Source organism: Pseudomonas sp. BS-2016, assembly GCF_001806145.1.
Classification (GTDB): domain Bacteria; phylum Pseudomonadota; class Gammaproteobacteria; order Pseudomonadales; family Pseudomonadaceae; genus Aquipseudomonas; species Aquipseudomonas lundensis.
The window spans coordinates 237,475-263,657 of record NZ_MLCT01000013.1 but is presented as its reverse complement, the minus strand read 5'-3'; the positions used below and the strand labels follow the sequence as shown (position 1 = coordinate 263,657).

General features: G+C 60.5%; 28 protein-coding genes. 8 read left to right on the top strand and 20 right to left on the bottom strand.

What is annotated here, in order from left to right; all coding sequences use genetic code 11:
• Nucleotides 1–64: 64 nt before the first annotated feature.
• Genes BKD70_RS03205 through coxB form a run of 9 tightly spaced genes read right to left on the bottom strand, consistent with a single transcriptional unit; the run spans nucleotide 65 to nucleotide 8,269 of the window.
• The gene (locus tag BKD70_RS03205) at nucleotides 65–700 is read right to left on the bottom strand and encodes an SCO family protein (RefSeq protein ID WP_047278681.1); all 636 of its coding nucleotides are present in this window, start codon (nucleotides 698–700) and stop codon (nucleotides 65–67) included.
• Nucleotides 697–1,596, bottom strand: coding sequence for a heme o synthase (gene cyoE / locus BKD70_RS03200; protein WP_047278683.1), 900 nt, complete (start codon nucleotides 1,594–1,596; stop codon nucleotides 697–699). Before cyoE ends, BKD70_RS03205 begins: the two co-directional genes overlap by 4 nt.
• Nucleotides 1,584–2,663, bottom strand: a complete 1,080-nt coding sequence (locus BKD70_RS03195; protein WP_047278685.1) for a heme A synthase — start codon at nucleotides 2,661–2,663, stop codon at nucleotides 1,584–1,586. The genes cyoE and BKD70_RS03195 overlap by 13 nt, the downstream gene beginning before the upstream one ends.
• A 10-nt stretch (nucleotides 2,664–2,673) precedes the next feature.
• Entirely contained in the window at nucleotides 2,674–3,267 is a 594-nt protein-coding gene (locus BKD70_RS03190) for a hypothetical protein (RefSeq protein WP_047278689.1), read from the bottom strand.
• A complete protein-coding gene (locus BKD70_RS03185) occupies nucleotides 3,242–3,979 on the bottom strand; it encodes an SURF1 family protein (RefSeq protein ID WP_047278691.1) in 738 nt (245 codons plus the stop codon). Before BKD70_RS03185 ends, BKD70_RS03190 begins: the two co-directional genes overlap by 26 nt.
• An 11-nt stretch (nucleotides 3,980–3,990) precedes the next feature.
• The gene (locus tag BKD70_RS03180) at nucleotides 3,991–4,878 is read right to left on the bottom strand and encodes a cytochrome c oxidase subunit 3 (protein ID WP_047278692.1); all 888 of its coding nucleotides are present in this window, start codon (nucleotides 4,876–4,878) and stop codon (nucleotides 3,991–3,993) included.
• A 12-nt stretch (nucleotides 4,879–4,890) separates the two neighbouring features.
• Nucleotides 4,891–5,460 (bottom strand): cytochrome c oxidase assembly protein, encoded by a 570-nt coding sequence (locus tag BKD70_RS03175; protein ID WP_047278694.1) that lies wholly within the window; start codon nucleotides 5,458–5,460, stop codon nucleotides 4,891–4,893.
• Between the two features lie 57 nt (nucleotides 5,461–5,517).
• Nucleotides 5,518–7,107 (bottom strand): cytochrome c oxidase subunit I, encoded by a 1,590-nt coding sequence (ctaD, locus tag BKD70_RS03170; RefSeq protein WP_047278696.1) that lies wholly within the window; start codon nucleotides 7,105–7,107, stop codon nucleotides 5,518–5,520.
• 34 nt (nucleotides 7,108–7,141) lie between these two features.
• Nucleotides 7,142–8,269, bottom strand: a complete 1,128-nt coding sequence (gene coxB / locus BKD70_RS03165; RefSeq protein WP_047278698.1) for a cytochrome c oxidase subunit II — start codon at nucleotides 8,267–8,269, stop codon at nucleotides 7,142–7,144.
• 331 nt (nucleotides 8,270–8,600) lie between these two features.
• On the opposite strand from coxB, the gene BKD70_RS03160 reads away from it, so the two are divergent.
• Nucleotides 8,601–9,242 carry a hypothetical protein gene (locus tag BKD70_RS03160; RefSeq protein ID WP_047278701.1) on the top strand — a complete coding sequence of 214 codons (642 nt, stop codon included), beginning with the start codon at nucleotides 8,601–8,603 and terminating at the stop codon, nucleotides 9,240–9,242.
• Nucleotides 9,243–9,330: 88 nt separating this feature from the next.
• Here the strand turns inward: BKD70_RS03160 and BKD70_RS03155 are convergent, their stop codons facing one another.
• From BKD70_RS03155 to BKD70_RS03145, 3 genes are all read right to left on the bottom strand, one after another.
• A complete protein-coding gene (locus tag BKD70_RS03155) occupies nucleotides 9,331–10,062 on the bottom strand; it encodes a carbonic anhydrase (protein ID WP_047278703.1) in 732 nt (243 codons plus the stop codon).
• Between the two features lie 93 nt (nucleotides 10,063–10,155).
• On the bottom strand, nucleotides 10,156–10,638 hold the full coding sequence (locus BKD70_RS03150; RefSeq protein ID WP_047278704.1) for a DUF523 domain-containing protein: 483 nt from the start codon (nucleotides 10,636–10,638) through the stop codon (nucleotides 10,156–10,158).
• On the bottom strand, nucleotides 10,635–11,270 hold the full coding sequence (locus BKD70_RS03145; protein WP_047278706.1) for a 2OG-Fe(II) oxygenase: 636 nt from the start codon (nucleotides 11,268–11,270) through the stop codon (nucleotides 10,635–10,637). Before BKD70_RS03145 ends, BKD70_RS03150 begins: the two co-directional genes overlap by 4 nt.
• 152 nt (nucleotides 11,271–11,422) lie before the next feature.
• On the opposite strand from BKD70_RS03145, the gene BKD70_RS03140 reads away from it, so the two are divergent.
• On the top strand, nucleotides 11,423–12,175 hold the full coding sequence (locus BKD70_RS03140) for a DUF2059 domain-containing protein (RefSeq protein WP_047278709.1): 753 nt from the start codon (nucleotides 11,423–11,425) through the stop codon (nucleotides 12,173–12,175).
• A gap of 9 nt (nucleotides 12,176–12,184) precedes the next feature.
• Here the strand turns inward: BKD70_RS03140 and BKD70_RS03135 are convergent, their stop codons facing one another.
• Nucleotides 12,185–13,132: an alpha/beta hydrolase gene (locus BKD70_RS03135; RefSeq protein ID WP_047278710.1), complete on the bottom strand. Its 948-nt coding sequence runs from the start codon at nucleotides 13,130–13,132 to the stop codon at nucleotides 12,185–12,187.
• Between the two features lie 109 nt (nucleotides 13,133–13,241).
• Between BKD70_RS03135 and BKD70_RS03130 the strand changes: the two genes are divergently transcribed.
• Nucleotides 13,242–13,826: a DUF6436 domain-containing protein gene (locus BKD70_RS03130; RefSeq protein ID WP_047278712.1), complete on the top strand. Its 585-nt coding sequence runs from the start codon at nucleotides 13,242–13,244 to the stop codon at nucleotides 13,824–13,826.
• Nucleotides 13,827–13,855: 29 nt separating this feature from the next.
• The gene (locus tag BKD70_RS03125; protein ID WP_047278715.1) at nucleotides 13,856–16,237 is read left to right on the top strand and encodes a penicillin acylase family protein; all 2,382 of its coding nucleotides are present in this window, start codon (nucleotides 13,856–13,858) and stop codon (nucleotides 16,235–16,237) included.
• Nucleotides 16,238–16,255: 18 nt separating this feature from the next.
• Here BKD70_RS03125 and ubiA read toward each other — a convergent pair whose 3' ends face one another.
• Both ubiA and BKD70_RS03115 read right to left on the bottom strand, forming a co-directional pair.
• A complete protein-coding gene (gene ubiA / locus BKD70_RS03120) occupies nucleotides 16,256–17,146 on the bottom strand; it encodes a 4-hydroxybenzoate octaprenyltransferase (RefSeq protein WP_047278716.1) in 891 nt (296 codons plus the stop codon).
• Entirely contained in the window at nucleotides 17,146–17,700 is a 555-nt protein-coding gene (locus BKD70_RS03115; protein ID WP_169859488.1) for a chorismate lyase, read from the bottom strand. The genes ubiA and BKD70_RS03115 overlap by 1 nt, the downstream gene beginning before the upstream one ends.
• A 209-nt stretch (nucleotides 17,701–17,909) precedes the next feature.
• On the opposite strand from BKD70_RS03115, the gene BKD70_RS03110 reads away from it, so the two are divergent.
• From BKD70_RS03110 to BKD70_RS03095, 4 genes are all read left to right on the top strand, one after another.
• Nucleotides 17,910–18,077: a rubredoxin gene (locus BKD70_RS03110; protein ID WP_041071620.1), complete on the top strand. Its 168-nt coding sequence runs from the start codon at nucleotides 17,910–17,912 to the stop codon at nucleotides 18,075–18,077.
• Nucleotides 18,078–18,111: 34 nt separating this feature from the next.
• Nucleotides 18,112–19,260: an NAD(P)/FAD-dependent oxidoreductase gene (locus BKD70_RS03105; protein ID WP_047278721.1), complete on the top strand. Its 1,149-nt coding sequence runs from the start codon at nucleotides 18,112–18,114 to the stop codon at nucleotides 19,258–19,260.
• Between the two features lie 189 nt (nucleotides 19,261–19,449).
• Nucleotides 19,450–19,725: an HU family DNA-binding protein gene (locus BKD70_RS03100; RefSeq protein ID WP_047278724.1), complete on the top strand. Its 276-nt coding sequence runs from the start codon at nucleotides 19,450–19,452 to the stop codon at nucleotides 19,723–19,725.
• 207 nt (nucleotides 19,726–19,932) lie between these two features.
• Nucleotides 19,933–20,316, top strand: coding sequence for a hypothetical protein (locus BKD70_RS03095; protein ID WP_047278726.1), 384 nt, complete (start codon nucleotides 19,933–19,935; stop codon nucleotides 20,314–20,316).
• A 48-nt stretch (nucleotides 20,317–20,364) separates the two neighbouring features.
• Here BKD70_RS03095 and BKD70_RS03090 read toward each other — a convergent pair whose 3' ends face one another.
• The 5 genes from BKD70_RS03090 to exbD all read right to left on the bottom strand — a co-directional run bounded on the left by BKD70_RS03090 (nucleotide 20,365) and on the right by exbD (nucleotide 26,181).
• Nucleotides 20,365–21,765 carry an aminoacyl-tRNA deacylase and HDOD domain-containing protein gene (locus BKD70_RS03090; protein WP_047278728.1) on the bottom strand — a complete coding sequence of 467 codons (1,401 nt, stop codon included), beginning with the start codon at nucleotides 21,763–21,765 and terminating at the stop codon, nucleotides 20,365–20,367.
• Between the two features lie 78 nt (nucleotides 21,766–21,843).
• A complete protein-coding gene (gene recG / locus BKD70_RS03085) occupies nucleotides 21,844–23,919 on the bottom strand; it encodes an ATP-dependent DNA helicase RecG (RefSeq protein WP_047279208.1) in 2,076 nt (691 codons plus the stop codon).
• Between the two features lie 8 nt (nucleotides 23,920–23,927).
• Entirely contained in the window at nucleotides 23,928–24,848 is a 921-nt protein-coding gene (locus BKD70_RS03080) for a hydrogen peroxide-inducible genes activator (RefSeq protein WP_047278730.1), read from the bottom strand.
• A gap of 161 nt (nucleotides 24,849–25,009) precedes the next feature.
• Nucleotides 25,010–25,759 (bottom strand): energy transducer TonB, encoded by a 750-nt coding sequence (locus BKD70_RS03075; RefSeq protein ID WP_047278733.1) that lies wholly within the window; start codon nucleotides 25,757–25,759, stop codon nucleotides 25,010–25,012.
• Nucleotides 25,756–26,181, bottom strand: a complete 426-nt coding sequence (exbD, locus tag BKD70_RS03070) for a TonB system transport protein ExbD (protein WP_047278735.1) — start codon at nucleotides 26,179–26,181, stop codon at nucleotides 25,756–25,758. The genes BKD70_RS03075 and exbD overlap by 4 nt, the downstream gene beginning before the upstream one ends.
• Between the last annotated feature and the right edge of the window lie 2 nt (nucleotides 26,182–26,183).

Here is a 26,183-nt window from a genome sequence, read left to right as displayed (position 1 = left end):
CTGCCGCAGGCTGTGAGCTTTGATCCGCAAGCTCGCAGCCTGTGCCCGCAGCAACCGCTTTGCCTTATTTCCTTTCGATCAAACCCGGCAACTGGGCAACCATTTTCTGGTTGTTGAACGGTGCGCGGATGAAACCCCGCTGAGTGCCGTCCGGGCCAATCAGCGCCAGATTGCCACTGTGGTCGACCGTGTAGTTGGGTTTGCTGGTATCCGCCGGAATGAACGGAATACTCACCGCATTGGCCAGGGTTTGCAGCTCTTCAATCGAGCCGGGCGTCAGGCCCACGAACTGCGGATCGAAGTAACCCAGGTACTGCTTGAGCTGCTGCGGCGTATCACGGTTCGGATCGACGCTGACCAGCACGATTTTCAGTTTGTCTTGCGCGGCTTTCGGCAGCTCACTTTTGATCTGACGCAGCTGGGCCAGGGTGGTCGGGCAAATATCGGGGCAGAAGGTGTAACCGAAGAACAACAAGCTCCACGTGTCGGTCAGTTCATTCATCTGCACCGGCTGACCGTCCTGATTGGTCATCTTGATGGCCGGTAACGGACGGCTCTGCGGCAGCAGAATGATGCCCGCATCGATCAGCGCCGTATTGTCGCTCTGGCTTTTGCCGGACATGATTTTGTTAAACGTCAGGCCCATGACCAATGCCACCAGCGCAACGAGGATGTAGACGGTTTTTTGAGTTTTAGTCATAGGTTCAACACTGAGTAATGGTCGACAAGCAGCGCGATGAACAACGCGAACAGGTAGTAAATAGAGTACTTGAAGGTGTTGATCGCGGCGTGCGGCAGGGTGCCACGGTACAGCACCCACGCCCAATACAGAAAGCGTGCGCCCAACCCTAGCGCACACACCAGATAGAGCAAGCCGCTCATGCGAATCACAAACGGCAGCAAGCTCACGGCCAGCAGCACACAGGTGTAAAGCAGGATGTGCAACTTGGTGTACTGCTCACCATGGGTCACGGGCAGCATGGGAATGTTGGCTTTCGCGTACTCAGTTTTGCGATGGATCGCCAGCGCCCAAAAGTGCGGCGGGGTCCAGGCGAAGATAATCAGCACCAACAGCAGCGGTTCGGCAGTCACATGCCCGGTCACGCAGACCCAGCCCAACAGCGGCGGCGCAGCCCCGGCCAGCCCGCCGATCACGATGTTCTGCGGCGTGGCGCGCTTGAGAAAACCCGTGTAAATCACTGCATACCCCAACAACGACGCCAGGGTCAGCCAGGCCGCCAGTGCATGGGTGAACACCCATAACACCCCCAACCCCGACGCGGACAACAACAGGGCGAACGCCAGCGCAGAACCCGCTGAAATCCGGCCCTCGGCCAACGGACGCTTTTGGGTACGCGCCATCAGCGCATCAATGCGCCGGTCCACCACATGATTGACCGCCGCAGCGCCTGCGGCACACAAACCAATGCCCAGATTGCCAAAGACCAGCACCGTCCACGGCACACCTGCGCGCGTGGCGAGGAACATGCCCACCAACGAGGTGATGAGCATCAACATCACCACCTTGGGTTTAGTCAGCTCCAGGTAGTCGCGCCAGGACGCCGGACGTGAACGCTCAACGGTCAAGGTCGCCATGGCAGTTCTCCTTTAAGCATGATCGGGCCGGGCACCGGTGGCCGAGGGCTGAAACGCCAGCGGGCAAGACGCAGTGCCTTGACCCTGACCAGGGCCGTACGTGCGTGGTAGTTGACCAGCACCAGCGTCAACAACAGGGCCGCGCCGCCAGCGTTATGCGCCACGGCAACCGCCAGGGGCAGACCAAACAGCACGTTGCTGATCCCCAGACTCACTTGCAGGCCCAGCGCCAGCATCAGTAACCCCGCCAGCCGCGTCATGCCCACTCGCCGCAGCTGCCAGGCCAGCCCCAACAGCACCACCGTGAGCACCAGCGCGCCCAAACGGTGGGTGAGATGAATCGCGGTGCGCGCGTCGCTGTCCAGTTGGCCGCCCAGATAGTTCGGCCCTATGTGTTGGGTCAGATGAAAACCGTTGGCGAAATCGGCCGACGGCCACCATTGACCGTGGCACGTCGGCAGGTCGACACACGCCACGGCGGCGTAGTTGGAACTGACCCAGCCGCCCAGCGCGATTTGTCCAATCGCCAGCACCAGCCCGGCAGTCGCCCAACGCTGTAAACGGCGGGGCACGGCAAGCGCTGGCAGCACGCCCGATAAACGCAGGGTCAGCAAAAACAGCAAACTCAAGGTCGCGAAACCACCCAGCAAATGCCCAGTCACCACCTGCGGCCAGAGTTTGAGCGTGACGGTCCACATGCCAAAGGCCGCCTGCGCCAGCACCACCAACAGAATGAACAACGGCAATTTGAGTGGCTGGCCGGGCAGTGTGCGCTGGCGCCAGGCCCGCGCCGCCAACAGCACAATCACCAGCGCCAGGGTGCCTGCGAAATAGCGATGCACCATCTCGCTCCGGCCTTTTTCGACGTGTACCGGGGTGTCGGGAAAGTGCCGTTGCGCATGCGCCAGCTGTGCATCGGTTTTGGGCACGCTGATGAAGCCATAGCAGCCGGGCCAGTCCGGGCAACCCAGCCCGGCGTGGGTCAAACGCGTGTAGGCACCGAGTAACACCACCACCAGTGCCAGCACGGTGGCAAGTAATGCGAGACGAAATCCGGCTTTGGCCATGACGGTTTTCCTACCCGATGTTGGACAGTTTCAACAGGTGGCGCAGGTCGTTGAGCACGTCCTTGCCTTTAACACTGGGGTCGTAGCGCAGCACCAGATTGCCGTGCGGGTCGATGATCCACAGCTGGGCGCCGCCATTGCCCTGCGCCCCCCGGGTATACGCTGGCACGTCCATCGCGTAACGCTGCAACTGCGGGTATTCACGTTGCAGCCTGGCCACATAGTCAGCGTCCAGCGGCTGCGCGCTCGCCAGCGCATGGGTGGCACGGGAGGCATCGCGGCCCAGGCCGATCTGTATCTGCCGTGCCAAGTACACCAATTGCTGACACGCCACAGTGCAGGTTTGTGGCGCAGTCACCAGCAACTGCCAGCGCTGCTCGTCCGTTTGCACGCCCAGCTCAGCGCGGGTCGGGCCGTTACCTATCAGTTCACCGTGATAGCTGCGGCTGTCGGGCACCCAGAACTTGAGCGTGTACATCCCGGTGGCCAACACCATCGGGCCGATGGTCAGCAACAGAATAAGGATCAACTGCAGCCGTCCACGGCGCCGCGAAGCCGGTGCCGCGTGGTGAGCCGTTTCAGACGGATTGATGGCCGTTCCCATGGCGCTTCTCCCGAGCGTTATGCCAACCGAGGTACCCATAAAGCCCGCACAACGCCAGCGCCATGGCGAACCATTGCACGGCATACGCGGTGTGTTTTTCCGGGCCCATGCCCGTGGCGATCACTGGCCAGTCGGCCTGATACGCCGCAGGGCCGGGCGCAATACGCACTTCATCGTTAAAACCGCTTCGCCCCAGCTCAGCCCACACCTTGGCGGGGAAGACTGCCGTCACCAGCCGCGGCCAGTTACCCGTGGCCGGGTCGGCCTGCAGCTGGAAGGGCGTGCCGGGCGACTCATACACCCAGCCTTCCAGCTCCACTAATTGATCCGGGGTACTGAACACTGGCGGCGTGCGCCGACTGGGCCATTCGATCCAGCCCCTATTGAGCAACAGCCACTGGCCACTGGCCTGATCCTGAAAAGGCTGCAACAGCTCCACCCCGACCTTGCCGTCCCGCACCCGGTTGTCCAGCAGCAGGCTGTGCTGCGCATCCAGATGGCCACGCAACTGCACACGGCGGAAAGCAGGCGTTGAGGTGCTCATTAATTGATCCACATTGAGGGGCGCGGCGGCCCGGTGTACGGCATAGCTGTCGAGCAGGGTGCGTTTTTGCTCGGCACGCCCCAGTTGCCAAACCCCCAGAAACACCAGCACCGGCAAAAGCGCCAGTACCACCACGGTGGGCACACGTCCGGGCGCGAAGGCGGCCATGGTCGCGGCGTCTACAGCACGTAGACAAACAGAAACAGCGCCACCCACACCGCGTCCACAAAGTGCCAGTACCAACTGGCCGCCTGAAAGCCGAATTGATGTTCGGCGTTGAAATGCCCGCGCACGATACGCACCAGCATCACCAACAGAATCAGGGTGCCGATGGTGACGTGGGCGCCATGGAATCCGGTGAGCATAAAGAAGGTCGCGCCATACACCCCTGAGCCGAGCGTCAGCCCCAGCTCTTTATAAGCGTGAATGTATTCCTCGGCCTGAAAGCCCAAAAAAGCGATGCCCAGCACCACGGTCAGGCCCAGCCAGGCTTTCAATGCACCACGCTGGCCCTTGTTCAACGCATGGTGGGCGAGGGTGAGGGTGACGCTGGAACTGACCAGCAACACCGTGTTCAGTAGCGGCAAGCCCCACGGGTTGATGATGTCTTTGGGCGCCGGGTAAAGCACCGGATCAGGGGTGTTGAGCAATGGCCAGGCGAACTGAAAATTGGGCCACAGCATGTGTGCCAGCCCCTTGCTGCCCTCACCGCCCAGCCACGGGCCCGAGAAATGGCGCACGTAAAACAGCGCGCCAAAAAACGCTGCAAAAAACATCACTTCCGAAAAGATGAACCACGTCATGCCCCAGCGAAACGAACGGTCCAGTTGCGGGCTGTACAGCCCGGCGCGGCTCTCTTTAATCACCGCGCCGAACCAGCCGACCATCATGTAGGCCACCAGCAGGCTGCCGACAAAAAAGATCAGCGGTCCATGGGATTCAGGGCGCGTGGCCTTGAGGTCGTTGAACCATGTGGCCAGCCCCCACACCGTGACCAGCAGGCCGACCGTGGCAATGATCGGCCACTTGCTCTGCGCCGGGACATAGTAGTGATCGTGAGTTGCCATGGAGCGTTCTCCTTATCGGGCTGGCCGTTGAGCGTCATTGCCAGCAGCGGCAACGGGCGGATGGCGCGCAGTGATATCGAACAGCGTGTAGGCCAGCGTCAGGTGTTTCACGTCCTTGGGCATGTCGCGGTCGACGATAAAACGCATGGGCATTTCGATGCGCTGTCCCGCTTGCAGCACTTGCTGGGTGAAACAGAAACATTCGGTCTTGTGGAAGTACTGCGCCGCCTCGGCCGGGGAAATACTCGGCACCGCCTGGGCTGACATCGGGTGGTCAGACGGGTTGGACGCCACAAACACCATCTCGTACACGCCGCCGGGGTTGACCACTAACTGGTCGCCCTTGGGGTAAAACTCCCACACCATGCCCAGGTTGTTGGTAGCCAGAAACTGCACCCGCACCTGCCGCCCGGTGTCCACTACCTGCGCGCCCTCATACTGCCCGGCGGTCTTGCCGTTAATGCCGAAGGCTTTGCACATCACGTCGTAGAGCGGCACCAGGGCAAAGCCGAAGGCAAACATCACCACCACCATCAGCAACAGGCGCATGACCAGGCGCTTGATCGATGTTGAGTCAGCCATGAATCCTCCTGACCCTCAGCCGGCCCTCCCGAAGAGGGTTGGGGTGAGGGCACCGGCTCACTTGATTTCAGGGGGCGTCGTAAAGGTGTGATACGGCGCGGGCGAAGGCACGCTCCATTCCAGACCTTCGGCACCGTCCCACGGTTTGGCGGGCGCTTTGGGCCCGCCGCGAATGCACTTGATGACAATGAACAGGAACAGCAACTGCGTAGCGCCAAACATGAACCCACCGATCGACGACACCATGTTGAAGTCGGCAAATTGCAGGTTGTAGTCAGGAATCCGACGCGGCATACCGGCCAGTCCCACGAAGTGCATCGGGAAGAACGTCAGGTTCATGCCCACGAAGGACAGCCAAAAATGCAGCCTGCCGAGGGTTTCGTCGTACATATGCCCGGTCCACTTCGGCAACCAGTAATAGGTCGAGGCGAAAATGCCGAAGATGGCGCCCGGCACCAGCACGTAGTGGAAGTGCGCCACCACGAAATAGGTGTCGTGGTACTGGAAGTCCGCCGGGGCAATGGCCAGCATCAGCCCGGAAAACCCGCCGATGGTGAACAGAATCACAAACGCCACGGCAAACAGCATCGGCGTCTCGAACGTCAGCGAACCTTGCCACATGGTGCTGGCCCAGTTGAAGACTTTGACCCCGGTGGGCACGGCGATCAGCAACGTGGCATACATGAAGAACAACTCGCCCACCAGCGGAATGCCCACCACAAACATGTGGTGCGCCCAGACGATGAAGGACAGGAAGGCGATGCTGGCCGTGGCGTAGACCATTGAGGTGTAACCGAACAGCGGTTTGCGCGAGAAGGTCGGGATGATGGCACTGATCGCGCCGAAGGCCGGCAGGATCATGATGTACACCTCAGGATGACCGAAGAACCAGAACACATGCTGGAACAACACCGGGTCCCCGCCGCCGGCCGCGCTGAAAAAGCTGGTGCCGAAATGGATGTCCATCAACATCATGGTGACCACGCCTGCCAGCACCGGCATCACGGCGATCAGCAGGAACGCAGTAATCAGCCAGGTCCAGACAAACAGCGGCATTTTCATCAGCGTCATGCCGGGCGCACGCAGGTTAAGGATGGTGGCGATCACGTTGATCGCGCCCATGATCGAACTGATGCCCATCAGATGGATGGCAAAGATGAAGTACGTCACGCTCTCGGGTGCATAAGTGGTGGACAAGGGGGCGTAGAAGGTCCAGCCAAAATTCGGCCCGCCCCCGGCCATGAACAGGGTCGACACCAGCATCAGAAACGCCGCCGGCAGCAGCCAGAAACTGAAGTTGTTCATGCGCGGCAAGGCCATGTCCGGCGCGCCGATCATCAGCGGAATCATCCAGTTGGCCAACCCGACGAATGCGGGCATCACCGCGCCAAATACCATTATCAGGCCGTGCAGGGTGGTCATCTGGTTAAAGAACGCCGGCTCGACGATCTGTAAGCCCGGCTGGAACAGTTCGGCACGGATGACCATCGCGAATGAGCCCCCGAGCAAAAACATGCAGAAGCTGAACCACAGGTACAGCGTGCCGATGTCTTTGTGGTTGGTGGTCAGCACCCAGCGCATCAAGCCTTTGGCCGGGCCGTGAGCGTGGTCGTCCGCGTGCCCGTGGTCGTCGATAACAGCACTCATGTCCTGACTCCTTGCGCGCACATCAATGAGCGGCTCATTTGCCTTGCGCCTGTTTCAGCGCGAGCACGTCTTTGGGGGTGACCATGTCGCCCTTGTTGTTGCCCCACGCGTTGCGTTCGTAGGTCACCACCGCCGCGATGTCGACTTCCGACAGTTGCTTGCCGAAGGCGGCCATGGCCGTGCCCGGCTTGCCGAAATACACGCGATGCAGGTGATCGGCGGCGGGGCCGGTGGCAATCGGAGAGCCCTTGAGCGCCGGGAACATCGGCGGCAACCCCTGGCCTTCGGCCTGGTGACAGGCGACGCAAGCGGTGTGGTAGACCTTGTCACCCCGAGCGACCAACTCGTCGAGGGTCCACTCCTTGCTGGTCAGTTCTTTAAGCTGCGCAGCCTGTGCTTTGCGTTCGGCCAGCCAGGCGTCGTAGTCAGGCCGGGTTTTGACATCCACCACAATCGGCATGAAGCCATGGTCCTTGCCGCACAACTCGGCGCATTGCCCCCGATAAACGCCGGGCTTTTCAACGCGGGTCCAGGCCTCGTTGATAAACCCCGGAATGGCGTCGCGCTTGACCGCGAACGCGGGCACCCACCACGAGTGGATGACGTCGGCCGAGGTCACCAGAAAGCGCACTTTGGCGCCAATCGGCAGCACCAGCGGCTCATCGACTTCGAGCAGGTAATGTTCGTCCTTGGGGGCTTTGTTATGGATTTGATCGGCGGGGGTGGCCAGGTTGCTGAAGAACTCGACGTCCTGACCCAGGTACTTGTAATGCCATTTCCACTGATAGCCCGTGACCTGGATATCGACATCCGAATCACTGCTGTCGTAGATGTTAATCAGGGTTTTGGTGGCGGGCACCGCCATCGCCACGAGGATAAGAAAGGGCACGACCGTCCAGAGGATTTCGACCGTGGTGCTCTCGTGGAACTTGGCCGCTTGCTGGCCCGTGGAGCGCCGGTGAACGATCATTGACCAGAACATGGCGCCGAACACGATGAGGCCGATCACAACACAGATCCAGAAAATGGTCATGTGCAGGTTGAAGACCGCCTGGCTGACCTCAGTCGCGCCGGGCGTCATGTTCACGGTCCAGGCGGCCTGCGCCTGGCTGAAAACGGACCACAACAGCAGGCCCATCCATAGGTTTGGATGTCGCTTCATTGCGGGTTCCCCTTTATTTTTCTTGTTATTGCGCCGGTCTATACCTGCGTTACAAGGGGGCGGTTTTCAAACCAGTGAACCTTGACCGCCGAGCCTCGCCTGCTCAGGCAGTCGGGCATCATCAGAAAACGTTTACAAAATCGAGTATAGCCAGCGCCTTCAACCCCGCAACGCGCTGGCGGAAAACTGTAAAAAACTGACCCCAACGACAAATGGCACTCACTGCCCGATCACAAAATGAATAACAATACGCGCCCTCTGAAAAAGGCCCTCTGATTCACGGGGCCATTTTTCAACGATATTCCCTGTCTAGTGTCTCCCTGGAGTTCCCATGAACACCGCCGCCATCCGCGAGCAGATCTTGTGTGCCCAAGAACATGAGGCCGATACGGGCCTGCTCGCTCGCCAACTGGAAACCAAACTGCCGCACCTTCACACCGCCATCCGTGTGCCTGAAGAAGACCACTCTAAAAATCTGGTAATGACCCGTTTTGTCAGCGCCTACATCGATCAAGTACCTGCTTTGCTGGAGGCGGCCAATGAAGTCGCGCGCGAAGCGGGTATCGAGTCGCAGATCACGCCGGTGCTGAAAATTGCCGAACAGTTTTTCGTTCAGCCGCCAGCCGTGATGAACGGACACGTCGGTCTGGAAGGTTTGCTGGATGAAGCGTATCTGGCCCACCGCCTGGTGGAAGAGGTCAACGACCTCTATATCAAGCATTTCAATCAGCCGCTGATCCCGCTGGACACCACGGTGGCCAATGTAATCGCCCACCACTTGATTGGTGAAACCTTTGCCAACCAGTTGGATGAAGTGGTTCACCACGCGGTTGATTGCATGCTGGACGACGAATGTTTCACGCTGGAATCGGTGGAAGCCTACCGCGACAAACTCACCAGCCCGGACACCGGCGCTGCCTGGAAGCGCTGGCCGTGCCTGTCCAAACAGTTGGGTGTCGGTTTGAATTTGTAAGCTGACACCTGTCGCACGGGCTCAATGACGTGCGACGGCGCCGCCGCCGAATCAGCCTCTGGTGTTCGGCGGCGACGCTGGGCAACGGTTAGAACCGCGCCTTGGGCGTTGCACTCGGGATCGGGTTGGTCCCGTCGAGCGGCAGGAAAGCGCCTTTATCGGCGTCATACGCTTTGATCTGGCTGGTTTCGATGTCATACACCCAGCCATGAATGAACAAATGCCCGCTGGCCATGCGCGAAGCCACTGACGGGTGCGTGCGCAAATGCTGCAACTGAGCGATGACGTTTTCTTCGGTCAGTACGTGCATGCTTTCGGCTTCATTGGCGCAATTGCAGTTGTCCTGCACCATGGTTTTAGCGACTTCCACGTGATGCAACCAGGCGCGTACCGTCGGCATTTTTTTCAAACTGGCCGGGTTCAGCACCGCGCGCATCGCGCCGCAGTCCGAGTGGCCGCAAATAATGATGTGCTGCACACCCAAGGCCAGCACGGCGTATTCGATGGCGGTTGAAACACCACCGTTCATCTGACCGTACGGCGGAACAACGTTGCCCACGTTACGGGTCACAAACAGATCGCCCGGCGCGCTTTGGGTAATCAATTCAGGCACGATCCGCGAATCCGCACAGGCAATGAACATTGCCCGCGGGCGTTGCGCGGTGGCGAGCTTTTTAAAGAAGGCTTCTTGTTCAGGAAAGATTTCGTGATGGAAATGCAAAAAGCCATCAACGATATGGTGCAAGGCTGCGTCGGCGCTTTCAGCGGGTGAAGGGCCAGTGGCCGAAGCAGCAGGCTGCGGTTTTTGTTTATCACTCATCGCGTATTCCCCAAGGCAAAGTGGCACCGGATGTTACCTGAACTCAAATCGGGGCTCTACGCCAAACCGGCGCATGGCCCTGACGATTGCGGGTCATTGTTCCAGCGCTTTGGCCGCGTCTTCGAGTTCAAGTTCACTGAACACTTGCACGCCAGCCTCACTCAGCAGCGCGGCCGTCACGCCCTGACCGGCCACTTTGGTTGCGCTGAAACTGCCATCGTAGGTTAGCCGGTTGCCGCATGAAGGGCTGTTGGCCTTGAGGATCGCCACGCGGATGCCGTGTTTTTGCACCAGTGCCAGCGCTTGCCGGGCGCCCGATACAAAGGCCTCGGTGACATCGTCGCCGTCTGTCGTTATCACCGGAACCTTGCCGCTGAGGACTTCAATGCCCTGGCCTCCGGGAATTTCGGCCGCCGCGCGCGGCGTGGGCAAACCGCCTGCGACCTCAGGGCAAAGTGCAATCACCCGGCCTTGCGCTTGCCACTCCATCAGTTGCGGATATGGGCCGCTGGCGCCTGCGTCATACCGCACGCGATGCCCCAGCAAGCAGCGGCTGACCAGCACTTTGGACTTCACAGCACGATCTCTGTAGGACGACGCCGGAACCAGCCCGTCAATGACAAGCGGTCACGGGTCGCGGGCATCACTTCATGGGGAATTTCCCCCGACAGGAATACCACCAGACAACCGCCCGTCGGCAGCACATCGTATTCGCCGCGGTCATTGAGGTACATGCGCAGGTGTCCGCCATGCTCGGGCAACCACGCCTGATTGAGGTACACCACGGCCGACACCATGCGCCGGTCGTCGTCGCGAAAACGGTCCAGATGTTTGAGGTAAAACGCGCCGGGCGGGTACATCGCGAAGTGGCTTTCGAAGTCCTCCAGGCCCAAAAAAAGCCTGCGGTTCATGGCGACTCGCAGGCTTTCCATCAAGCCGAGATAACTGTCACAGGCCAGCGCTTCTCCGGGCTCCAGCCATTGAATGTGGTCCCCGCGGATACCCTCGCGAACCTCCTGATTCAGCCCGCGCCCGACCGCCGCCGGGGTCAGTTCCCCCTCGGCCGAACGTTTGCGGCACTCAGCCGCCAACTCAAGGGTCAAAGCCTCGGGCAGGAAGATGTTTTGCTGTGACCATCCCTGTGCGTACAGGTCGTCGACAATGCGCAGTAACAGCGGGTGATCAGAGGATATGTGCATGGCGCGCATAGTATCCATACGCCTCAAAATCTGACAGAGCCATATAGCGGTGTTCCACGAAAAAATACCGCTCGCACTTTAAAAGCCCTTTGGACCAGACGAATTCTCGACAAGTCCTACGCCACACCCGGACAATAGCGACTTGTTGACAGGAGTCCTTCATGCGCCGCTTGGTTTTATCGTTGCTTATTTTTTGTTCATTACCCGCATGGTCAGACAGCCTGGATGATTTGTACAAGGTCGCTGGCTGGTCGGATCAACGGGCGCATTTCAATGACGCGCTGACGGCAGCCCAAGAACGCTATCGCAGCAATTTGCCGCCCGCTGTGTATCAAGCCCTGGTCAACAACAGCAGTCAGCGTTTCGACCCGCAAGCCATGGACACCCGCGCCAAGGATCAGATGCGCAAGCACCTGGCTGACCCGGCCCCGGCACTGGCTTTTTTCCAGTCCGAGCTGGGGCGCAAGATTGTCGCGGCCGAGCTGCTGGCCACGCGTCGCGACCAGTTGGCCCAGCACGCCCAAGGTTTGCCGCGCATCGAAGCCAGCGCCACCCGCCAATTGTTGATTAATCATTTGTCCAACGCCTTGCCCGCGCGCGAAGCAGGGGCGGAAGTCAGCCTCGCGATTGCAGGCGTGGCGGCAGACAGCCTGAGCTCGATGATCCCGGGACTGCTCGGCGGCGGTCAGGCCCAAGGCATGCTCAACGGTCAGCGCCAGCGGCTGATGGAGCAGATCGGCGGCGAGCTGGATAACACGTTGCTCTATGTGTACCGCGACTTGTCCGATCCCGAACTGGAAGAATTCGTCACTTTTGCAGAGTCGCCGGAAGGCAAAGCGTATTACCAGGCCGCCTTGAGCGCCGTGCGCGCCGGGCTGGCGGTCGGGCAGAGCACCTCAAATCTAGCGCCGTAACCTGACGGGTTACGCGTTGAAGTGCTGGTCCAGAAACGCGAAATAGCGATCGCGTATGTCATCCGTTTCATTGGCCAAATGATGGCGGGCGCCGGGTAGCAACAACACGTGCGGCTCATGGAATTTGCTTTTGAGCACCTGCAGGTTGTGTCGCCAATCCACTGTTTTGTCTGCGTCGCCCTGAATGATCAGCGGCTGACGCGCGCTGGGTGTTGCGCCTTCAATGCGCGGGATCCAGCGGGCCAGCGCACCGACCCAGGCGGTCGGTAAACGCAGCGGCTGCAACGGATCGGCCTGCAAAAACGGCATGAAATCGGGGTTATTGGTGTTTTCACTGAAACGCCGGGCAATGCCTTTGACGAACGGCCGCAGCAGGTAATAGCTGAATTTGGACCAATGCCAGTCCTTGGGCCGTACCAACGGGGCCATCAATATCGCCTGCCCTTGTGCCGGGCTGCTGTCGCCCTGACGCAACACATGATCCAGCACGATAGCGGCGCCGGTGCTTTGCCCGCACAGGTGCCACGGCTGAGGCAGCGACAGTGATTGCGCCTCAATGAACAGGCCCTGCAAGGCTTCCTGATACTGATAAAAGTCCCCGATGCTGGCCCGCTCGCCACTGGACAGGCCGTGCCCCGGCAAGTCGCAGGCAATGACCGCAAAACCCCGGTTGAGCCCCCATTCAATGATGTGGCGGTACAACCCCATGTGGTCGTAAAAACCGTGTATCACGAACAGCGTGCCCACTGGCGCAGCCTCCGGCCACCACACTTGGCTGACCAGGTCGTAGCCCGCCGCACTGTAGCGCCCCAGTTGCCGCTTCACGGGCGTGGCGCGATGGGGGAAGTCCAGCCCGTAAAACCGTTGGTACGCCAACCCCTCGCTCGATATCGGGCCCTCTGCGGCCAAGGGCTGCAAACTGGCGCGCAAGGTATCGGGGGAAAACGGGGCAGGCATAAGGGGTTCCAGGCAGGGCGCGTGTGCGCAAAACAGGCTTTATAGAACGTCGATATTCTTCTGTCAGGTCAAGCATGGCAAGCTACGCGGCCTTCGAGGACCTAATTTGATGCCTGTGCCCACTTTCAAAACCCTGCTTGCCTGCGTGCTGATCGGTGTCTGTGCGGCCGGATTATGGGCCGCTTATGACTGGTTTCAAGGCCAGTACATTCGTCCCTTCAGTGAGCAGACCGCGCTGTTCGCCGGGGATGTGCTGAGCCTGCCCGCTGAGCTGTCCGGGCCGGGCCCCATCCGCGTGGTGCATTTCTGGGACCCGGCCTGCCCGTGCAATGTCGGCAACCAGCAGCACTTGAGCGAACTGTTGGCGCATTACGTGCCACTGGGCATTGAGTTTTATGCGGTGCAAAAATCAGGCACTCAAGGCCAACTGCCCGAGAGCCTCAGCGCGATCAAACCCCTCGCCCGACTGCCCGGCGCCGAACACGTGAGCGCCAGTCCTGCCGTCGCCATCTGGGACCACAGTGGTCAACTGGCGTACTTCGGACCTTACAGCGAAGGGGCCACCTGCAACGCCAGCAACAGCTTTATCGAGCCGATCCTGCACGCGTTGAGCGCCGGGCGCCCGGTAAAAGCCACGCACACCATGGCTGTGGGCTGTTATTGCCCGTGGCAGGCCGATCACGTCGCCCCGTGATGGCGTGTTAACGAACAGGAGTTCACCCCATGAAACGCAGCCTGACCGTCATCGCTCTTATCGTCGCCTCCGTGGCCGGGGGGGGTGTCTGGTACGTGCAGAGCAAATTGCCCACGCGTCAGGGGCAGGTTGAGCTGCCCACACTGCAAGAGCCCGTCACCGTGCGTTACGACGAGCGCGGTGTGCCGCACATCCGCGCGGGCAATCAGTTGGATATGTACCGGGCGCTGGGGTATGTGCAGGCACAGGATCGGCTGTTCCAGATGGAAATCATGCGCCGCCTGGCCCGGGGTGAACTGGCCGAAGTGCTAGGCCCTAAACTGGTGGACACCGACAAGCTGTTTCGCAGCCTGCGCATTCGCGAGCGAGCGGCCAGTTATGTCAGTGAACTGGATCAACAATCCCCCGCCTGGCAGGCGCTGCAAGCGTATCTGGACGGTATTAATCAATACCAGTCCACCCACGCCACACCCGTGGAGTTCGATCTGCTGGGCATCACGCCCCGCGCGTTTACTGCCGAAGACACCATCAGCGTCTCCGGCTACATGGCCTACAGCTTTGCGGCCGCTTTTCGTACCGAGCCGCTTCTAACCTATGTGCGCGATCAACTGGGCAGCGATTACTTGAAGGTCTTTGACCTCGACTGGCAACCCAAAGGGGTCTTGCCCCCGACGCTGGCGGCCAATGACTGGAAATCCCTCGGCGCACTGGCGCAGCTCAGCGACAGCGCCTTGAGTCAGGCCGGGTTGCCGCAATTTGAAGGCAGCAATGCCTGGGTCGTGTCAGGCAGACGCACGCAAAGCGGTAAGCCGCTGCTGGCGGGCGATCCGCACATCCGCTTTTCAGTGCCGTCGGTGTGGTACGAAGCGCAGCTGTCGGCCCCTGATTTTGACCTGTACGGCTATCACCAGGCGCTGGTGCCGTTCGCGTTTCTGGGCAACAACCGCGCGTTCGGCTGGAGCCTGACGATGTTCCAGAACGATGACCTGGACTTGATCGCCGAGAAGACCAACCCCGCCAACCCGAATCAGGTCTGGTATCAGGGCCAATGGGTCGACATGACCCGCACCGAACAGGAAATTGCCGTCAAGGGCCAGGCCCCCGTGACGCTGGTACTGCGTCAGTCGCCGCACGGGCCGATCATCAACGACGTGCTGGGTGGCATCGCTGGCAATACGCCCATCGCCATGTGGTGGGGCTTTCTGGAAACCAAAAACCCGATTCTGGAAGGTTTTTACCGGCTCAACCGCGCGGACACGGTCAGCAAAGCGCGTCAGGCCGCGACGTACATCCACTCGCCGGGGCTCAATGTGGTCTGGGCCAATGCCTCAGGCAACATCGGCTGGTGGGCCGCCGCGCAATTGCCCAAACGTGCGGCCGGGGTGAACCCGGCGTTCATTCTGGATGGCAGCACCGCGCAGGCCGACAAGCCCGGGTTTTACCCGTTCAGCGCCAACCCGCAGGAAGTGAACCCGCCGCGTGGCTATATCGTGTCGGCCAACTTCCAGCCGGTCTCACCCGCCGGCATTGAGATTGCGGGCTATTACAACCTGGCGGACCGCGGCCAGCAGCTCGATCGACAGCTAAGCGCCCCCGGTGTGAAGTGGAACCTGAAAAACAGTCAGGCGCTGCAACTGGGCACCACCACGGGTTATGGGCCGCGCGTGCTCACCGCCCTGCTGCCGGTACTGCGCAAGGTGGTGAGCGACCCGGCCGAACTCAAACTGGTGGAGCAACTGGCGCAGTGGCAAGGCGACTACCCGCTGGAATCAACCAGTGCCACGCTGTTCAATCAATTGCTGTTCAGCTTGGCCGATGCCGCGATGCAGGATGAGTTGGGCGATGCCTTCTTCGACATTCTGCTGACCACCCGGTTGGTGGATGAAGCGCTACCTCGCCTGATTGCCAATCCAACATCGCCGTGGTGGGACAATCGCCACACCCTGGCCAAAGAATCGCGGGCCGACACGGTGCTGGTCGCCTGGCAAAACAGCATCACTCAGCTCAAAGCCACCTTGGGGGACGATCCCGCGCATTGGCAGTGGGGAAGGGCGCACACGCTGACCCAAGAACACCCGCTGGGCAAACAGAAGCCGCTGGACTGGCTGCTCAACGTCGGCCCGTTCGACGCGCCGGGGAGCCATGAAGTGCCCAATAACCTGTCGGCCAAACTCGGGCCGGCGCCGTGGCCGGTGAGTTACGGCCCGTCCACGCGGCGTTTGATCGATTTCGCAGACCCGACCCACACCCTGACCATCAACCCGGTGGGCCAGAGCGGGGTGCCGTTCGACAAGCACTATAAGGATCAGGCGCAAAGCTACATTGAAGGCCAGTACGACAAACCGTACCTGGAAGAAGCCGATGTGCAGCTCAACACCCGTAGCACCTTGCGCTTGATGCCCCAGCCGTAAGCGCTGATCTGACCGGGGTCAGGCCAGGGCGTAGTTGAGGACGATGCCGACGAAGATTGCCAACCCGGCCCAATGGTTGTGCAAGAAGGCCTTGAAGCAACGCTGCGGATCGCGGTCGCGGGTGTACCAGAACTCCCACACGAAGCAGCCCGCAGCCACCAGCAGACCCAGGTGGAACCAGCCGCCCAACTCAAAATGCGTCCCGGCCAGCCACAAGCAACCCAGCGCCAGGCCTTGCAGGCTGAGGTTGATCACGCGATCCGCATCACCGAACAGGATGGCGGTGGATTTGACACCGATTTTCAGGTCGTCTTCACGGTCAGTCATGGCGTAGTAGGTGTCGTAGGCCACGGTCCAGAGCAGGTTGGCGATGTACAGCAACCAGGCCGCCGCAGGCAGGCTGCCGGTTTCGGCCGTGAACGCCATCGGCATGCCCCACGAGAACGCAGCACCGAGCACCACTTGCGGGTAATAGGTGTAGCGCTTCATGAACGGGTAGCTGGCCGCCAAGGCTAGACCCCCGAAGGACAGCCAGATGGTGGTCGCATTGGTGCACAGCACCAGCAGGAAGCTGACCCCCATGAGCAGGGCAAAAAACACCAATGCTTCTTTACTGCTGATTTTTCCGCTCACCAAAGGGCGTTGTTCAGTACGTTTGACGTGGCCGTCGACCTTGCGGTCTGCAAAGTCGTTAATCACGCAGCCACCGGCCCGGGTCAGGATGACGCCGAAGACGAAAATCAGCAGGTTGCTCAGGGAGGGCACCCCTTTAGCGGCAATCCACAGCGCCCACAGGGTGGGCCACAACAGCAGGTAAATGCCGATGGGTTTGTCCATGCGCGTCAGCTGGATGAAGTCCCATGCGCGGGGGTTCAGGCGATTGAGAGATTTGAGCAAACGCACGTACATCAGTAGGTCTCCGGCCGGGCACTCACTGCGGCCCACAGGTTGGGTAAAAACACTTCAGCCACCAGCACGCTCAACGACCCGCGCATAAAACGTGAGCGTCGCGCCCACAGGTTGTCGGTGCGGTCGGCGTCCGGCAACCAGTCCCGAGGGTAGCGGCACACCTGCAACGGGCCACGCTCGAACGCCTGATCGCTGAACAACAACTCGCCCAGCGAACGCGTGCCCAGCGCGTCCATATTCAACCCGCCCGCTTCAAGGGCGGACTTGGACGCCACACTGCGGGCAAATACCCACGGCACCTGATGCCCGCGCAAATACACTTCACGCACCCAGCCCAGACTGCCAGCGGGCAACTCCAGAGCGCGGCATTCGTCCTCGCGCAGGGTTTGCCAGCCTTCAAACAGTGGCGACACGCTGAAGTGGTCACTCGACACAGCAGTGAGGCGGCGGGTCAGGGAGCCTTCATCGAACAACCAGTCGAGGGTGAGGGCGTCGGGCAGGGCGCCAAGCTGACTTTGCTCAAGCCAGACGGGGGAGATCAACGGGGAAGTCATGTGCGGCACAGTCGGTCATAATTGGCAGCCATTGAGGGCGCCGAGCTTATCACGCTGCCCTTGCCCTGAGCGCTTGAGTACCGATTGGTCGTCATCAGGCTTGCATCTGCGGCGTGCGATCAGTACAAAACGCCCTGATTTCACCTAGCACCACGTGCCGTTGTTAAGAAACCGTGGGCTTGTCTAAGCCTGAACCCAAGGAAATCCCCATGAAAAAGTGGCAATGCATCGTCTGTGGACTGATTTATAACGAAGCCGATGGCTGGCCGGATGACGGCATTGCGCCCGGCACCCTGTGGCAAGACGTACCCGAAGACTGGCTGTGCCCGGACTGCGGCGTCGGCAAACTGGATTTCGAGATGATCGAAATCAACTGATCCTTTTTTGAGTTTGACCCCTATGGAGAATGGAATGAACGCACCTGTCGTGATCGTGGGCACCGGGCTGGCCGGCTACAACCTGGCTCGGGAGTTTCGCAAACTGGACAGCGAAACCCCACTGTTGTTAATCACGGCCGATGACGGGCGTTCCTACTCCAAGCCCATGCTCTCCACCGGTTTTGGCAAAAACAAAGAAGCCGACGGCCTGAGCATGGCCATGCCGGGCGCGATGGCCGAGCAACTCAAGGCCCAAGTGCGCACCCATACGCGCATCAGCGGCATCGACCCCGGCCATAAACAATTGTGGATCGGTGAAGAAGCCGTCCCGTATCGCGACCTGATTTTGGCGTGGGGCGCGCAAACGGTGCAGGTGCCGGTAGAAGGTGACGCTCAGGACGCGATTTTCCCGATCAACGACCTGGAAGACTACGCACGCTTTCGCGCCGCGGCTGCGGGCAAGCGCCGTGTGCTGATATTGGGCGCCGGTCTGATTGGCTGCGAATTTGCAAATGACCTGATCGCTGGCGGCTATGAAGTGGACCTGGTCGCCCCGTGCGAACAAATCATGCCCACCCTGCTGCACCCGGCCGCCGCCACGGCGGTGAAAACAGCCCTCGAAGGACTCGGCGCCCGCTTTCACCTCGGGCCGGTGCTGACCCGCCTGCAACGGACTGAGGACGGGCTGCACGCACAGCTGTCCGACGGCAGCGTCATCCCGTGCGACGTGGTGGTGTCCGCCATCGGTTTGCGCCCGCGCATCGACTTGGCGGCGGCTGCCGGGATTCGGGTCAATCGCGGGATCGAAGTGGATCGCCTGCTCAAAACCTCCCACGCCAACATTTTCGCGCTCGGGGACTGCGCCGAGGTGGAAGGCCTGAGCTTGCTGTACGTGATGCCGTTGATGAGCTGCGCCCGCGCGCTCGCACAAACCCTGGCGGGTAACCCGACGGCCGTCAGCTACGGCGCCATGCCGATCACCGTCAAAACGCCGGTGTGCCCCCTGGTGGTCTCGCCTGTACCCCGTGGCTGCGAAGGCGTGTGGTCGGTTGAAGGCGCTGGCGCTGATATCAAGGCGCTGTGCCGCGATGCTGATGGCAAATTGCTGGGCTATGCACTGACAGGCGAAGCCGTTCGCGAGAAATTGGCGCTCAACAAAGAGCTGCCTGCGCTTTTGGCGTAAATGCTGCGAATTCTGTCGCATATGCCTTTGCCTTGGGGCAACAAAGGCCGGATCGATGCTGGCGTCGGCTTTGGCCGCATGCCATTCTCACACCGGTCTGCCGCAGCGTAGAGCCTGCGGCGCCTTAGGCGTTGCTCCACAGAGAGCAGCACGGACATAACAACAAAAAACCGTCAAAGAGGCTTCATCATGCGTAAACCAGATCTCGCCGCCGCCATCGCTGAAAAGGCTGACCTCACCAAAGAACAAGCCAACCGTGTCCTGAATGCGGTACTGGAAGAAATCACCGGCGCCCTGCATCGCAAAGACACCGTCACGCTGGTCGGTTTCGGTACGTTCCTGCAGCGCCATCGCGGCGCCCGTACCGGTCAAAACCCGCAAACGGGCCAGCCGGTCACGATCAAAGCCAGCAACACGGTTGCATTCAAGCCTGGCAAATTCCTGAAAGACAGCGTCAACCCTTAGTCTTCGCCCGGCCATTAGCTGCACCTGGCCATGAAGAATGGGCACGCTGGCCCGGCCAGTCGCCCATTCTTGATAGACAATGAGACAATCGTGCGGCCATAAGTGGCAAAACCCCGCCTATCTACGCCTATCCCTACAGATATATGGCGTTCCCTGAGCAAATCGCTACACTGCGCCGGCCATTTATTTTTCCCTGAGGCCGCGTAGATGAAATTTCGTTTTTTGCTCTGGATGCTGGGCTTCCTGATGAGCAAGGCCAGCCGTAAAAACCCCGCGTTCCAGCAGCAACTGGTGGACAAGGATCTGGTGTTCCAGCTGCAAACCCTCGATGGCAAGGTTGCCCGTCACTTCAAGGTCAAAAACCAACGCATCACCAGCCACGCCGGGCTGTACCCGGAACCGGCTTTTGCGATTGCGTTCAAGGATGCGGCCTACGGGTTTGCGACCCTGCAGGCCAAGAACAAGCAATTGGCTTTCATGACCGGGATTCAGGACAAGTCGATTCAGATCAAGGGTAATCCGGCACAGGTGATCTGGTTTCAGGGCCTGACCAAATACCTCAAACCGCGCAAAAAACCAAAAGCCCAGTGAATCCTGACCCTCTCCCGCCGGGAGAGGGTATTGAGTGGCGTGGCGGCTTTACGCCTGACTGAACTGCGCTGCCAGCTCACGCAGCAGCACCTCAGCCTCCAGCACTTTGCTGACGACGTCTTCGGCTTTCTCGCGCGTCACGCCAAGGCTTTCAAACAACGCGTCCGGCAGCGGCTCATAAGGCCCGTGACCGATGCTTCGGCTACGCAACAGGCCAACGGCCACACACACCAGATTCGGATACTGGGCATGTTCCCCGGCGTAATGCGGGTCGTGCTGGAAGCGCAGCGCGGTCGCCAGCTCGTCAGGCATGTCCCAGTAACGCATCAGCCATGCGCCGATTTGCTCGCGCGTAATGCCCAGCAAATGGTGTTCGACAAGGCTGTGGCTGACGTGAGGGTTCACTTCCAGATGCCGGCAAATCAGCGAAAAGTGTGGCGGAAACACGTGCGCCAACAGCAGATAACCGAAGTTGTGCAGCAAACCTGCCAGATAGGTCAGACCGGTTTCAGGGCGGCCGGCCCGGGGCATGGCGCGGGTCAACCCTTCAATGACGGCCGCCGTGTAAATCGACTGCTGCCAGTAAGGCGTGCTCGATTGCGGGTGGTCCTTGGGCAAGCTCAGGGTTTTGCCCAAGGCCAGACCTAACGCCAGATTAATCACTAGGTCAAAACCCAGCACCCGCACGATGGCATCTTCTACGGAGCGAATCTTGCCCGGCGACGCGTAGTACGGCGACGCCGCCCAGCTCATTACTTGAGCCGCCAGCGCCGGGTCGGTTTCGACAACCCCGGTGATGTCGTCGATGGTGGCGTTGGGATCGACGCGCAAGCGGATGATTTTGCGGGCGGTTTCGGCCAGCGGTGGAATCTCGATGGTGGCTTCCAGCCGCTGCTGGATGCGGCGCGCCGTAAACGCATGCACCGCCTCAGTGATGGTTTCGCTGTCGTCATCGGGCCGATCAAGGTTGAGCTTGATCCCCGCCAGCGGTTCGGCAAAACGGCCCGCGCTGGCTTTGGTCAGCATGCTTTTGAAGTCCTCTTGCGAGATCTCCAGCAACAGGCCCGACTCCCCGGCATTAATCAGCAGCAGCGGCTGTTGCAGCAGTTGCTCTTCATACAGACAAGGCGAACTGGTGAGCGCCGGCAACCCCGGCAACAACGTCAGTTCGTGTTTGCCGAGCATGCGTTCCAGCGCGGCCGGAGCCACGGCCGTCATGCGCCGACCGGTCAGTTCCGCCAAACGGTTGAGGTCAAGCAAATGGCTCTGCGGGAACAGCACCATGAGCGCACCGACCGAATCATCGAGCAGTGCGGCTTGGACCTTGCGGGCGGGATTCAGGCCGGGGTGGTCAATGACTTCCCGGTATGGGATGGCCAACTCGCCGAGCAATTCCCGGATAACGGAGGGTGTGCTCGGGGAGGTTGGTGCGCTGGCGACTTCAGTCATGATGTGTGTCCGGTTCTTACAACTCGAATGTGGTTATCAGGCAGTTAATCGGCCGCTGATCTATTTACTGAACGCGCTTTAGACTTGTCCGTATTGCTGACCATGCCGCAACCATCGGTCCAGCAACGGACTGACATGGGTTGGCCAACGCTCCAGGAGGGCTTGCGCGGCATCACGCACCGCAGGCAGCAGGTCAGCATCGCGCATCAGGTCCGCGACCTTGAATTGCAGCAGGCCTGTTTGCCGGGTGCCGAGCATTTCGCCGGGGCCACGCAGCTCCAGGTCTTTTTCCGCGATAACGAAACCATCGTTGGTCTCGCGCATGATGCCCAAACGCTGACGGCCGATTTGCGACAGCGGCGGGTGGTACAACAGCACGCAATGGCTGACGGCACTGCCACGCCCGACGCGGCCGCGTAACTGGTGCAATTGCGACAGGCCCAGACGCTCGGGGTTTTCGATAATCATCAGGCTGGCGTTGGGCACGTCGACCCCGACTTCAATCACGGTGGTAGCAATTAGCAATTGCAGCTCACCGGCCTTGAAACACGCCATGACTTCGGCCTTTTCTGCGGCTTTCATGCGGCCGTGAATCAAGCCGACGCGCAGCTCGCCCAAGGCGCTGGACAGGTCTTCATAGGTGGTTTCTGCCGCCTGACAGGTCAGCTCTTCAGACTCTTCGATCAAGGTGCACACCCAGTACGCCTGACGGCCTTCGGCACACGCAGCACGCACCCGCTCGATCACTTCGACACGCCGGGTGTCGACCACCAGCACGGTGTTGACGGGCGTGCGGCCGGGGGGCAATTCGTCGAGGATCGACGTGTCGAGGTCAGCGTAAGCACTCATGGCCAGCGTGCGCGGGATCGGGGTGGCGGTCATGATCAATTGGTGCGGACATATCACACCGCCCGCCCCCTTATTGCGCAGGGCCAGCCGCTGCTGAACACCGAAACGGTGCTGCTCGTCGATGATGACCAGGGCCAGGTTCTTGAACTGCACTTGATCCTGAAACAACGCGTGCGTGCCCACCACCATCGGCGCGCCATTGGCGATCTGCTCCAGCGCAGAGGCGCGTGCCTTGCCCTTGAGCTTGCCCGCCAGCCACGCCACTTCAAGCCCCAGCGGTTCCAGCCAGCGTTTGAAGCTGATGAAGTGTTGCTCGGCGAGGATCTCCGTCGGTGCCATCAATGCCACTTGATAGCCAGCCTCCAGCGCTTGCAACGCCGCCATGGCCGCGACCACCGTTTTACCGGCGCCAACATCGCCCTGGATCAGACGTAGCATGGGCTCGTGCTGACTGAGATCGTAGGCAATTTCGTTGCCCACACGTACTTGGGCACCCGTGGGTGAGAACCCAAGATTGTTCAAAAATTGAACAGGCAACTGTTTGGCCTTGGGCAAAACCGGAGCACGCAGCGAACGCAGGCTTTCACGCAGCCGCTGCTGGGAGAGCTGATGGGTGAGCAGTTCTTCGAAAGCCAGCCGGTGTTGAGCCCAATGATGGCCGAGGGCAAGCTCTTCTACATCCGCATCGGCCGGCGGCTGGTGCAAATAGCGAATCGCTTCGTCCAGCGGGGCCAGTTGGTAGTCTTTGGCCAGCTCCGGCGGCAGCCAGTCCGGCAGGCTGCGCGGTCCCAGCATGGCCAGGCTTTGCTGGCTCAACTGGCGCAGCCGTTGCTGGGTCAAGCCTTCCGTCGTGGGGTAAATCGGGGTCAGGGTGGTGTCCACCGGAGGGGGCTCATCGCCCGTGATGGCGCGGTACTCCGGGTGGTAGATTTCCAGCCCCGATGCGCCGGGACGAGCTTCGCCGTAACACCGTACTTCAGTGCCGCGCTTGAGGCTTTCCTTTTGCGCATTGCTGAAGTGGTAGAAGCGCAGGCTCAGGCCGCCGGTGCCGTCATTGATGCGCACCAGCAGACTGCGACGCTTGCCCATGACCACATCGGCGCCGATCACCCGCCCTTCGACCACCGCATCCTGACCCGGCCGCAACGCGCCGATGGGCACGACGCGGGTGCGGTCCTGATAACGCAGCGGCAAATGGAACAATACGTCTTGTACGGTTTCCAGCCCGACCTTGGCCAATTTCTCGGCCATGGCCTCGCCCACACCCTTGAGCGCAGTGACCGACACCTTCGACAACTCGGTCATGGCAGCACTTATGTCGCCGCGGGCGGCTTGGCCACCGAGCACAGGCGAATCGAATCAGCGAGGATCTCAATGGCTTTGGGCCGCGGGAAACTGGCGCGCCATGCAATCGCAACCGTCCGAAATGGCACGGGCGGCGTCAGTGGACGCACCGCCAGCACGCCGGGGGAATAGTGATGGCTGTCTACCGCCGACAGCGGCAGGATCGAAATCCCCAAACCGGAGGCCACCATGTGGCGAATGGTTTCGAGCGAACTGGATTCCACCGTGGTGTGCTTGGCGCCGTCATTGCCTTTGGTCAGGGTCGGGCATGCTTCAAGCACCTGATCGCGGAAGCAATGGCCTTCACCCAGCAACAACAAGCTCTTGTCGTTCAGCAGGCTGGCGTCGATGGTTTCTTTTTTGGTCCACGGGTGCTCGCTCGGCATCAGCACGTAGAACGGCTCGTCATAGAGCGGCAAGGTCAGCACGTCCGCTTCCTGGAACGGCAGGGCGATGATGATCGCGTCCAGTTCGCCGTTGCGCAGTTTGTCGCGCAGCACATGCGTGAAGTTTTCTTCGATGTACAACGGCATCTGCGGAGCGACCCGGTGCAGTTGCGGGATCAGGTGCGGAAACAGATAGGGGCCAACGGTGTAGATCGCGCCGACCTTGAGCGGGGCAGTCAGCTGGTTTTTACCCGCTTGGGCCAGCTCGCGAATGCCTTGCGCCTGCTCCAGTACTTTTTGGGCCTGGGCCACAATGCCTTCACCCACGGGCGTGAGTCGCACGGCGCTTTTGCTGCGCTCAAAAATCAGCACACCGAGTTCGTCTTCCAGTTTTTTCACGCCTACCGAGAGGGTCGGCTGGCTGACGTGGCAACGCTCAGCCGCATGGCCGAAATGTTGCTCTTGGGCAAGAGTAACGATGTAACGCAATTCTGTAAGAGTCATAGCGGGCGTCCATGTGGTTGCGGGCCAAAGCATAACGGCTGCAATCGATAGACGCACGTTATCAGACATTACCCACGCAGCTACAGTCGCTAATCAGTGCCTGAGCTGTTTTCTTGCGCTAGCAGACGCAAAAAGGGCACCTCGCGGTGCCCTTTCTGATGTTAACGCCGACGTTTATCGATCGAATAAACGAAAGGCGCCACAATTTCGATGCTGCCGTTGGTCAGCATGTCTGCCGGAGGCTTGGGCAGCGGCTGTGCCCGGCGGATCATTTCCAGGGTGGCACGGTCCAGATCGGCGTTGCCCGAGCGTCCTACCAACTCATAGGACAACACCTTGCCCTCGGCATCGACCACGAAGCGCAGCCGGTTCAGGCCTTCCTTGCCACGCGACTGCGCAGCCGCCGGGTACTTTTTGTACTTGCCCAGGTGAGCCAGCAAGGCGCCTTCCCAACTGGCCTTCGCCGCCAACTGTTGTGCCGACGGCCCTTGGACCGGGGCGGCTGACTTCTCGCTTGGCGCCTTGGTGGGCGTCGCATCGCTCGGTTTTTCTTCAGAAGGCTTCTCTTTGACCGGCTCCTGCTTCTTTTCCACAGGCTTGGGAGGCTGCGGCTTCTGCTTGGGCTTGACCGGTTTAGGAACAGAAATCTTCGGCTTGGGCGCTTCGGCCAGCTTGGGGATCGGCAACTCTTCTACCGGTGCCGGCGGCTGTGGTGGGGTCACCACTTTCGGCGGCGCAGGAGGAGGCGGTGCCGGCAGTGGCGCGAGATCGATCATCATCGCCTGAGGCGGCAATTCGATCGCGCGCGGGTTAGACCATTGCAGGGCGAGGATAACCGCCACTGCATGGACGCCCAATACCACGGCCAGGCTGATTCCGTAACGCGTCATCTTTTGGCGCGTCATGCTCATTTCTTGGCTGCCGTCTCAAGTCCGACCAGACCCACCTTCAAGTAACCGGCTGCGCGCAATGCATCCATTACGCTCATCAAGTCACCGTAATCCACGCCTTTATCGGCCTGGAAGAAGATCGTCGTGTCCTTGTTGTTGTGCGTGCGGGCATCCAGGGTCGGGCCCAGCGCTTCAACCGATACCGGCTCTTCGCCCAGGAACAGACGCTGGTCAGCCTTGACGCTCAGAAACACTGGCTTCTCGGGACGAGGCGCAGGCTTGGCTGTCGAGGCGGGCAGGTCCACTTTGATGTCCACAGTGGCCAGCGGAGCGGCCACCATAAAGATGATCAGCAGCACCAGCATCACGTCAATGAAGGGCGTGACGTTGATTTCATGGTTCTCGGCGAGATCGTCTGCGCCTTCTTTTAAATGCAGGCCCATGG

Coding starts and splice junctions, on each gene's coding strand:
- BKD70_RS03180 (WP_047278692.1), bottom strand. CDS start 4,878: ATGGCAACTCACGATCACTACTATGTCCCGGCGCAGAGCAAGTGGCCG.
- cyoE (WP_047278683.1), bottom strand. CDS start 1,596: ATGGCGACCTTGACCGTTGAGCGTTCACGTCCGGCGTCCTGGCGCGAC.
- BKD70_RS03075 (WP_047278733.1), bottom strand. CDS start 25,759: ATGAGCATGACGCGCCAAAAGATGACGCGTTACGGAATCAGCCTGGCC.
- BKD70_RS03080 (WP_047278730.1), bottom strand. CDS start 24,848: ATGACTCTTACAGAATTGCGTTACATCGTTACTCTTGCCCAAGAGCAA.
- BKD70_RS03195 (WP_047278685.1), bottom strand. CDS start 2,663: ATGGCCAAAGCCGGATTTCGTCTCGCATTACTTGCCACCGTGCTGGCA.
- BKD70_RS03095 (WP_047278726.1), top strand. CDS start 19,933: ATGAAATTTCGTTTTTTGCTCTGGATGCTGGGCTTCCTGATGAGCAAG.
- BKD70_RS03155 (WP_047278703.1), bottom strand. CDS start 10,062: ATGAGTGATAAACAAAAACCGCAGCCTGCTGCTTCGGCCACTGGCCCT.
- BKD70_RS03105 (WP_047278721.1), top strand. CDS start 18,112: ATGAACGCACCTGTCGTGATCGTGGGCACCGGGCTGGCCGGCTACAAC.
- BKD70_RS03115 (WP_169859488.1), bottom strand. CDS start 17,700: ATGACTTCCCCGTTGATCTCCCCCGTCTGGCTTGAGCAAAGTCAGCTT.
- BKD70_RS03160 (WP_047278701.1), top strand. CDS start 8,601: ATGAACACCGCCGCCATCCGCGAGCAGATCTTGTGTGCCCAAGAACAT.
- BKD70_RS03130 (WP_047278712.1), top strand. CDS start 13,242: ATGCCTGTGCCCACTTTCAAAACCCTGCTTGCCTGCGTGCTGATCGGT.
- BKD70_RS03205 (WP_047278681.1), bottom strand. CDS start 700: ATGACTAAAACTCAAAAAACCGTCTACATCCTCGTTGCGCTGGTGGCA.
- BKD70_RS03185 (WP_047278691.1), bottom strand. CDS start 3,979: ATGGCCGCCTTCGCGCCCGGACGTGTGCCCACCGTGGTGGTACTGGCG.
- exbD (WP_047278735.1), bottom strand. CDS start 26,181: ATGGGCCTGCATTTAAAAGAAGGCGCAGACGATCTCGCCGAGAACCAT.
- BKD70_RS03090 (WP_047278728.1), bottom strand. CDS start 21,765: ATGACTGAAGTCGCCAGCGCACCAACCTCCCCGAGCACACCCTCCGTT.
- ctaD (WP_047278696.1), bottom strand. CDS start 7,107: ATGAGTGCTGTTATCGACGACCACGGGCACGCGGACGACCACGCTCAC.
- BKD70_RS03110 (WP_041071620.1), top strand. CDS start 17,910: ATGAAAAAGTGGCAATGCATCGTCTGTGGACTGATTTATAACGAAGCC.
- BKD70_RS03145 (WP_047278706.1), bottom strand. CDS start 11,270: ATGCGCGCCATGCACATATCCTCTGATCACCCGCTGTTACTGCGCATT.
- ubiA (WP_047278716.1), bottom strand. CDS start 17,146: ATGTACGTGCGTTTGCTCAAATCTCTCAATCGCCTGAACCCCCGCGCA.
- coxB (WP_047278698.1), bottom strand. CDS start 8,269: ATGAAGCGACATCCAAACCTATGGATGGGCCTGCTGTTGTGGTCCGTT.
- BKD70_RS03125 (WP_047278715.1), top strand. CDS start 13,856: ATGAAACGCAGCCTGACCGTCATCGCTCTTATCGTCGCCTCCGTGGCC.
- BKD70_RS03140 (WP_047278709.1), top strand. CDS start 11,423: ATGCGCCGCTTGGTTTTATCGTTGCTTATTTTTTGTTCATTACCCGCA.
- BKD70_RS03175 (WP_047278694.1), bottom strand. CDS start 5,460: ATGGCTGACTCAACATCGATCAAGCGCCTGGTCATGCGCCTGTTGCTG.
- BKD70_RS03190 (WP_047278689.1), bottom strand. CDS start 3,267: ATGGGAACGGCCATCAATCCGTCTGAAACGGCTCACCACGCGGCACCG.
- BKD70_RS03135 (WP_047278710.1), bottom strand. CDS start 13,132: ATGCCTGCCCCGTTTTCCCCCGATACCTTGCGCGCCAGTTTGCAGCCC.
- BKD70_RS03100 (WP_047278724.1), top strand. CDS start 19,450: ATGCGTAAACCAGATCTCGCCGCCGCCATCGCTGAAAAGGCTGACCTC.
- recG (WP_047279208.1), bottom strand. CDS start 23,919: ATGACCGAGTTGTCGAAGGTGTCGGTCACTGCGCTCAAGGGTGTGGGC.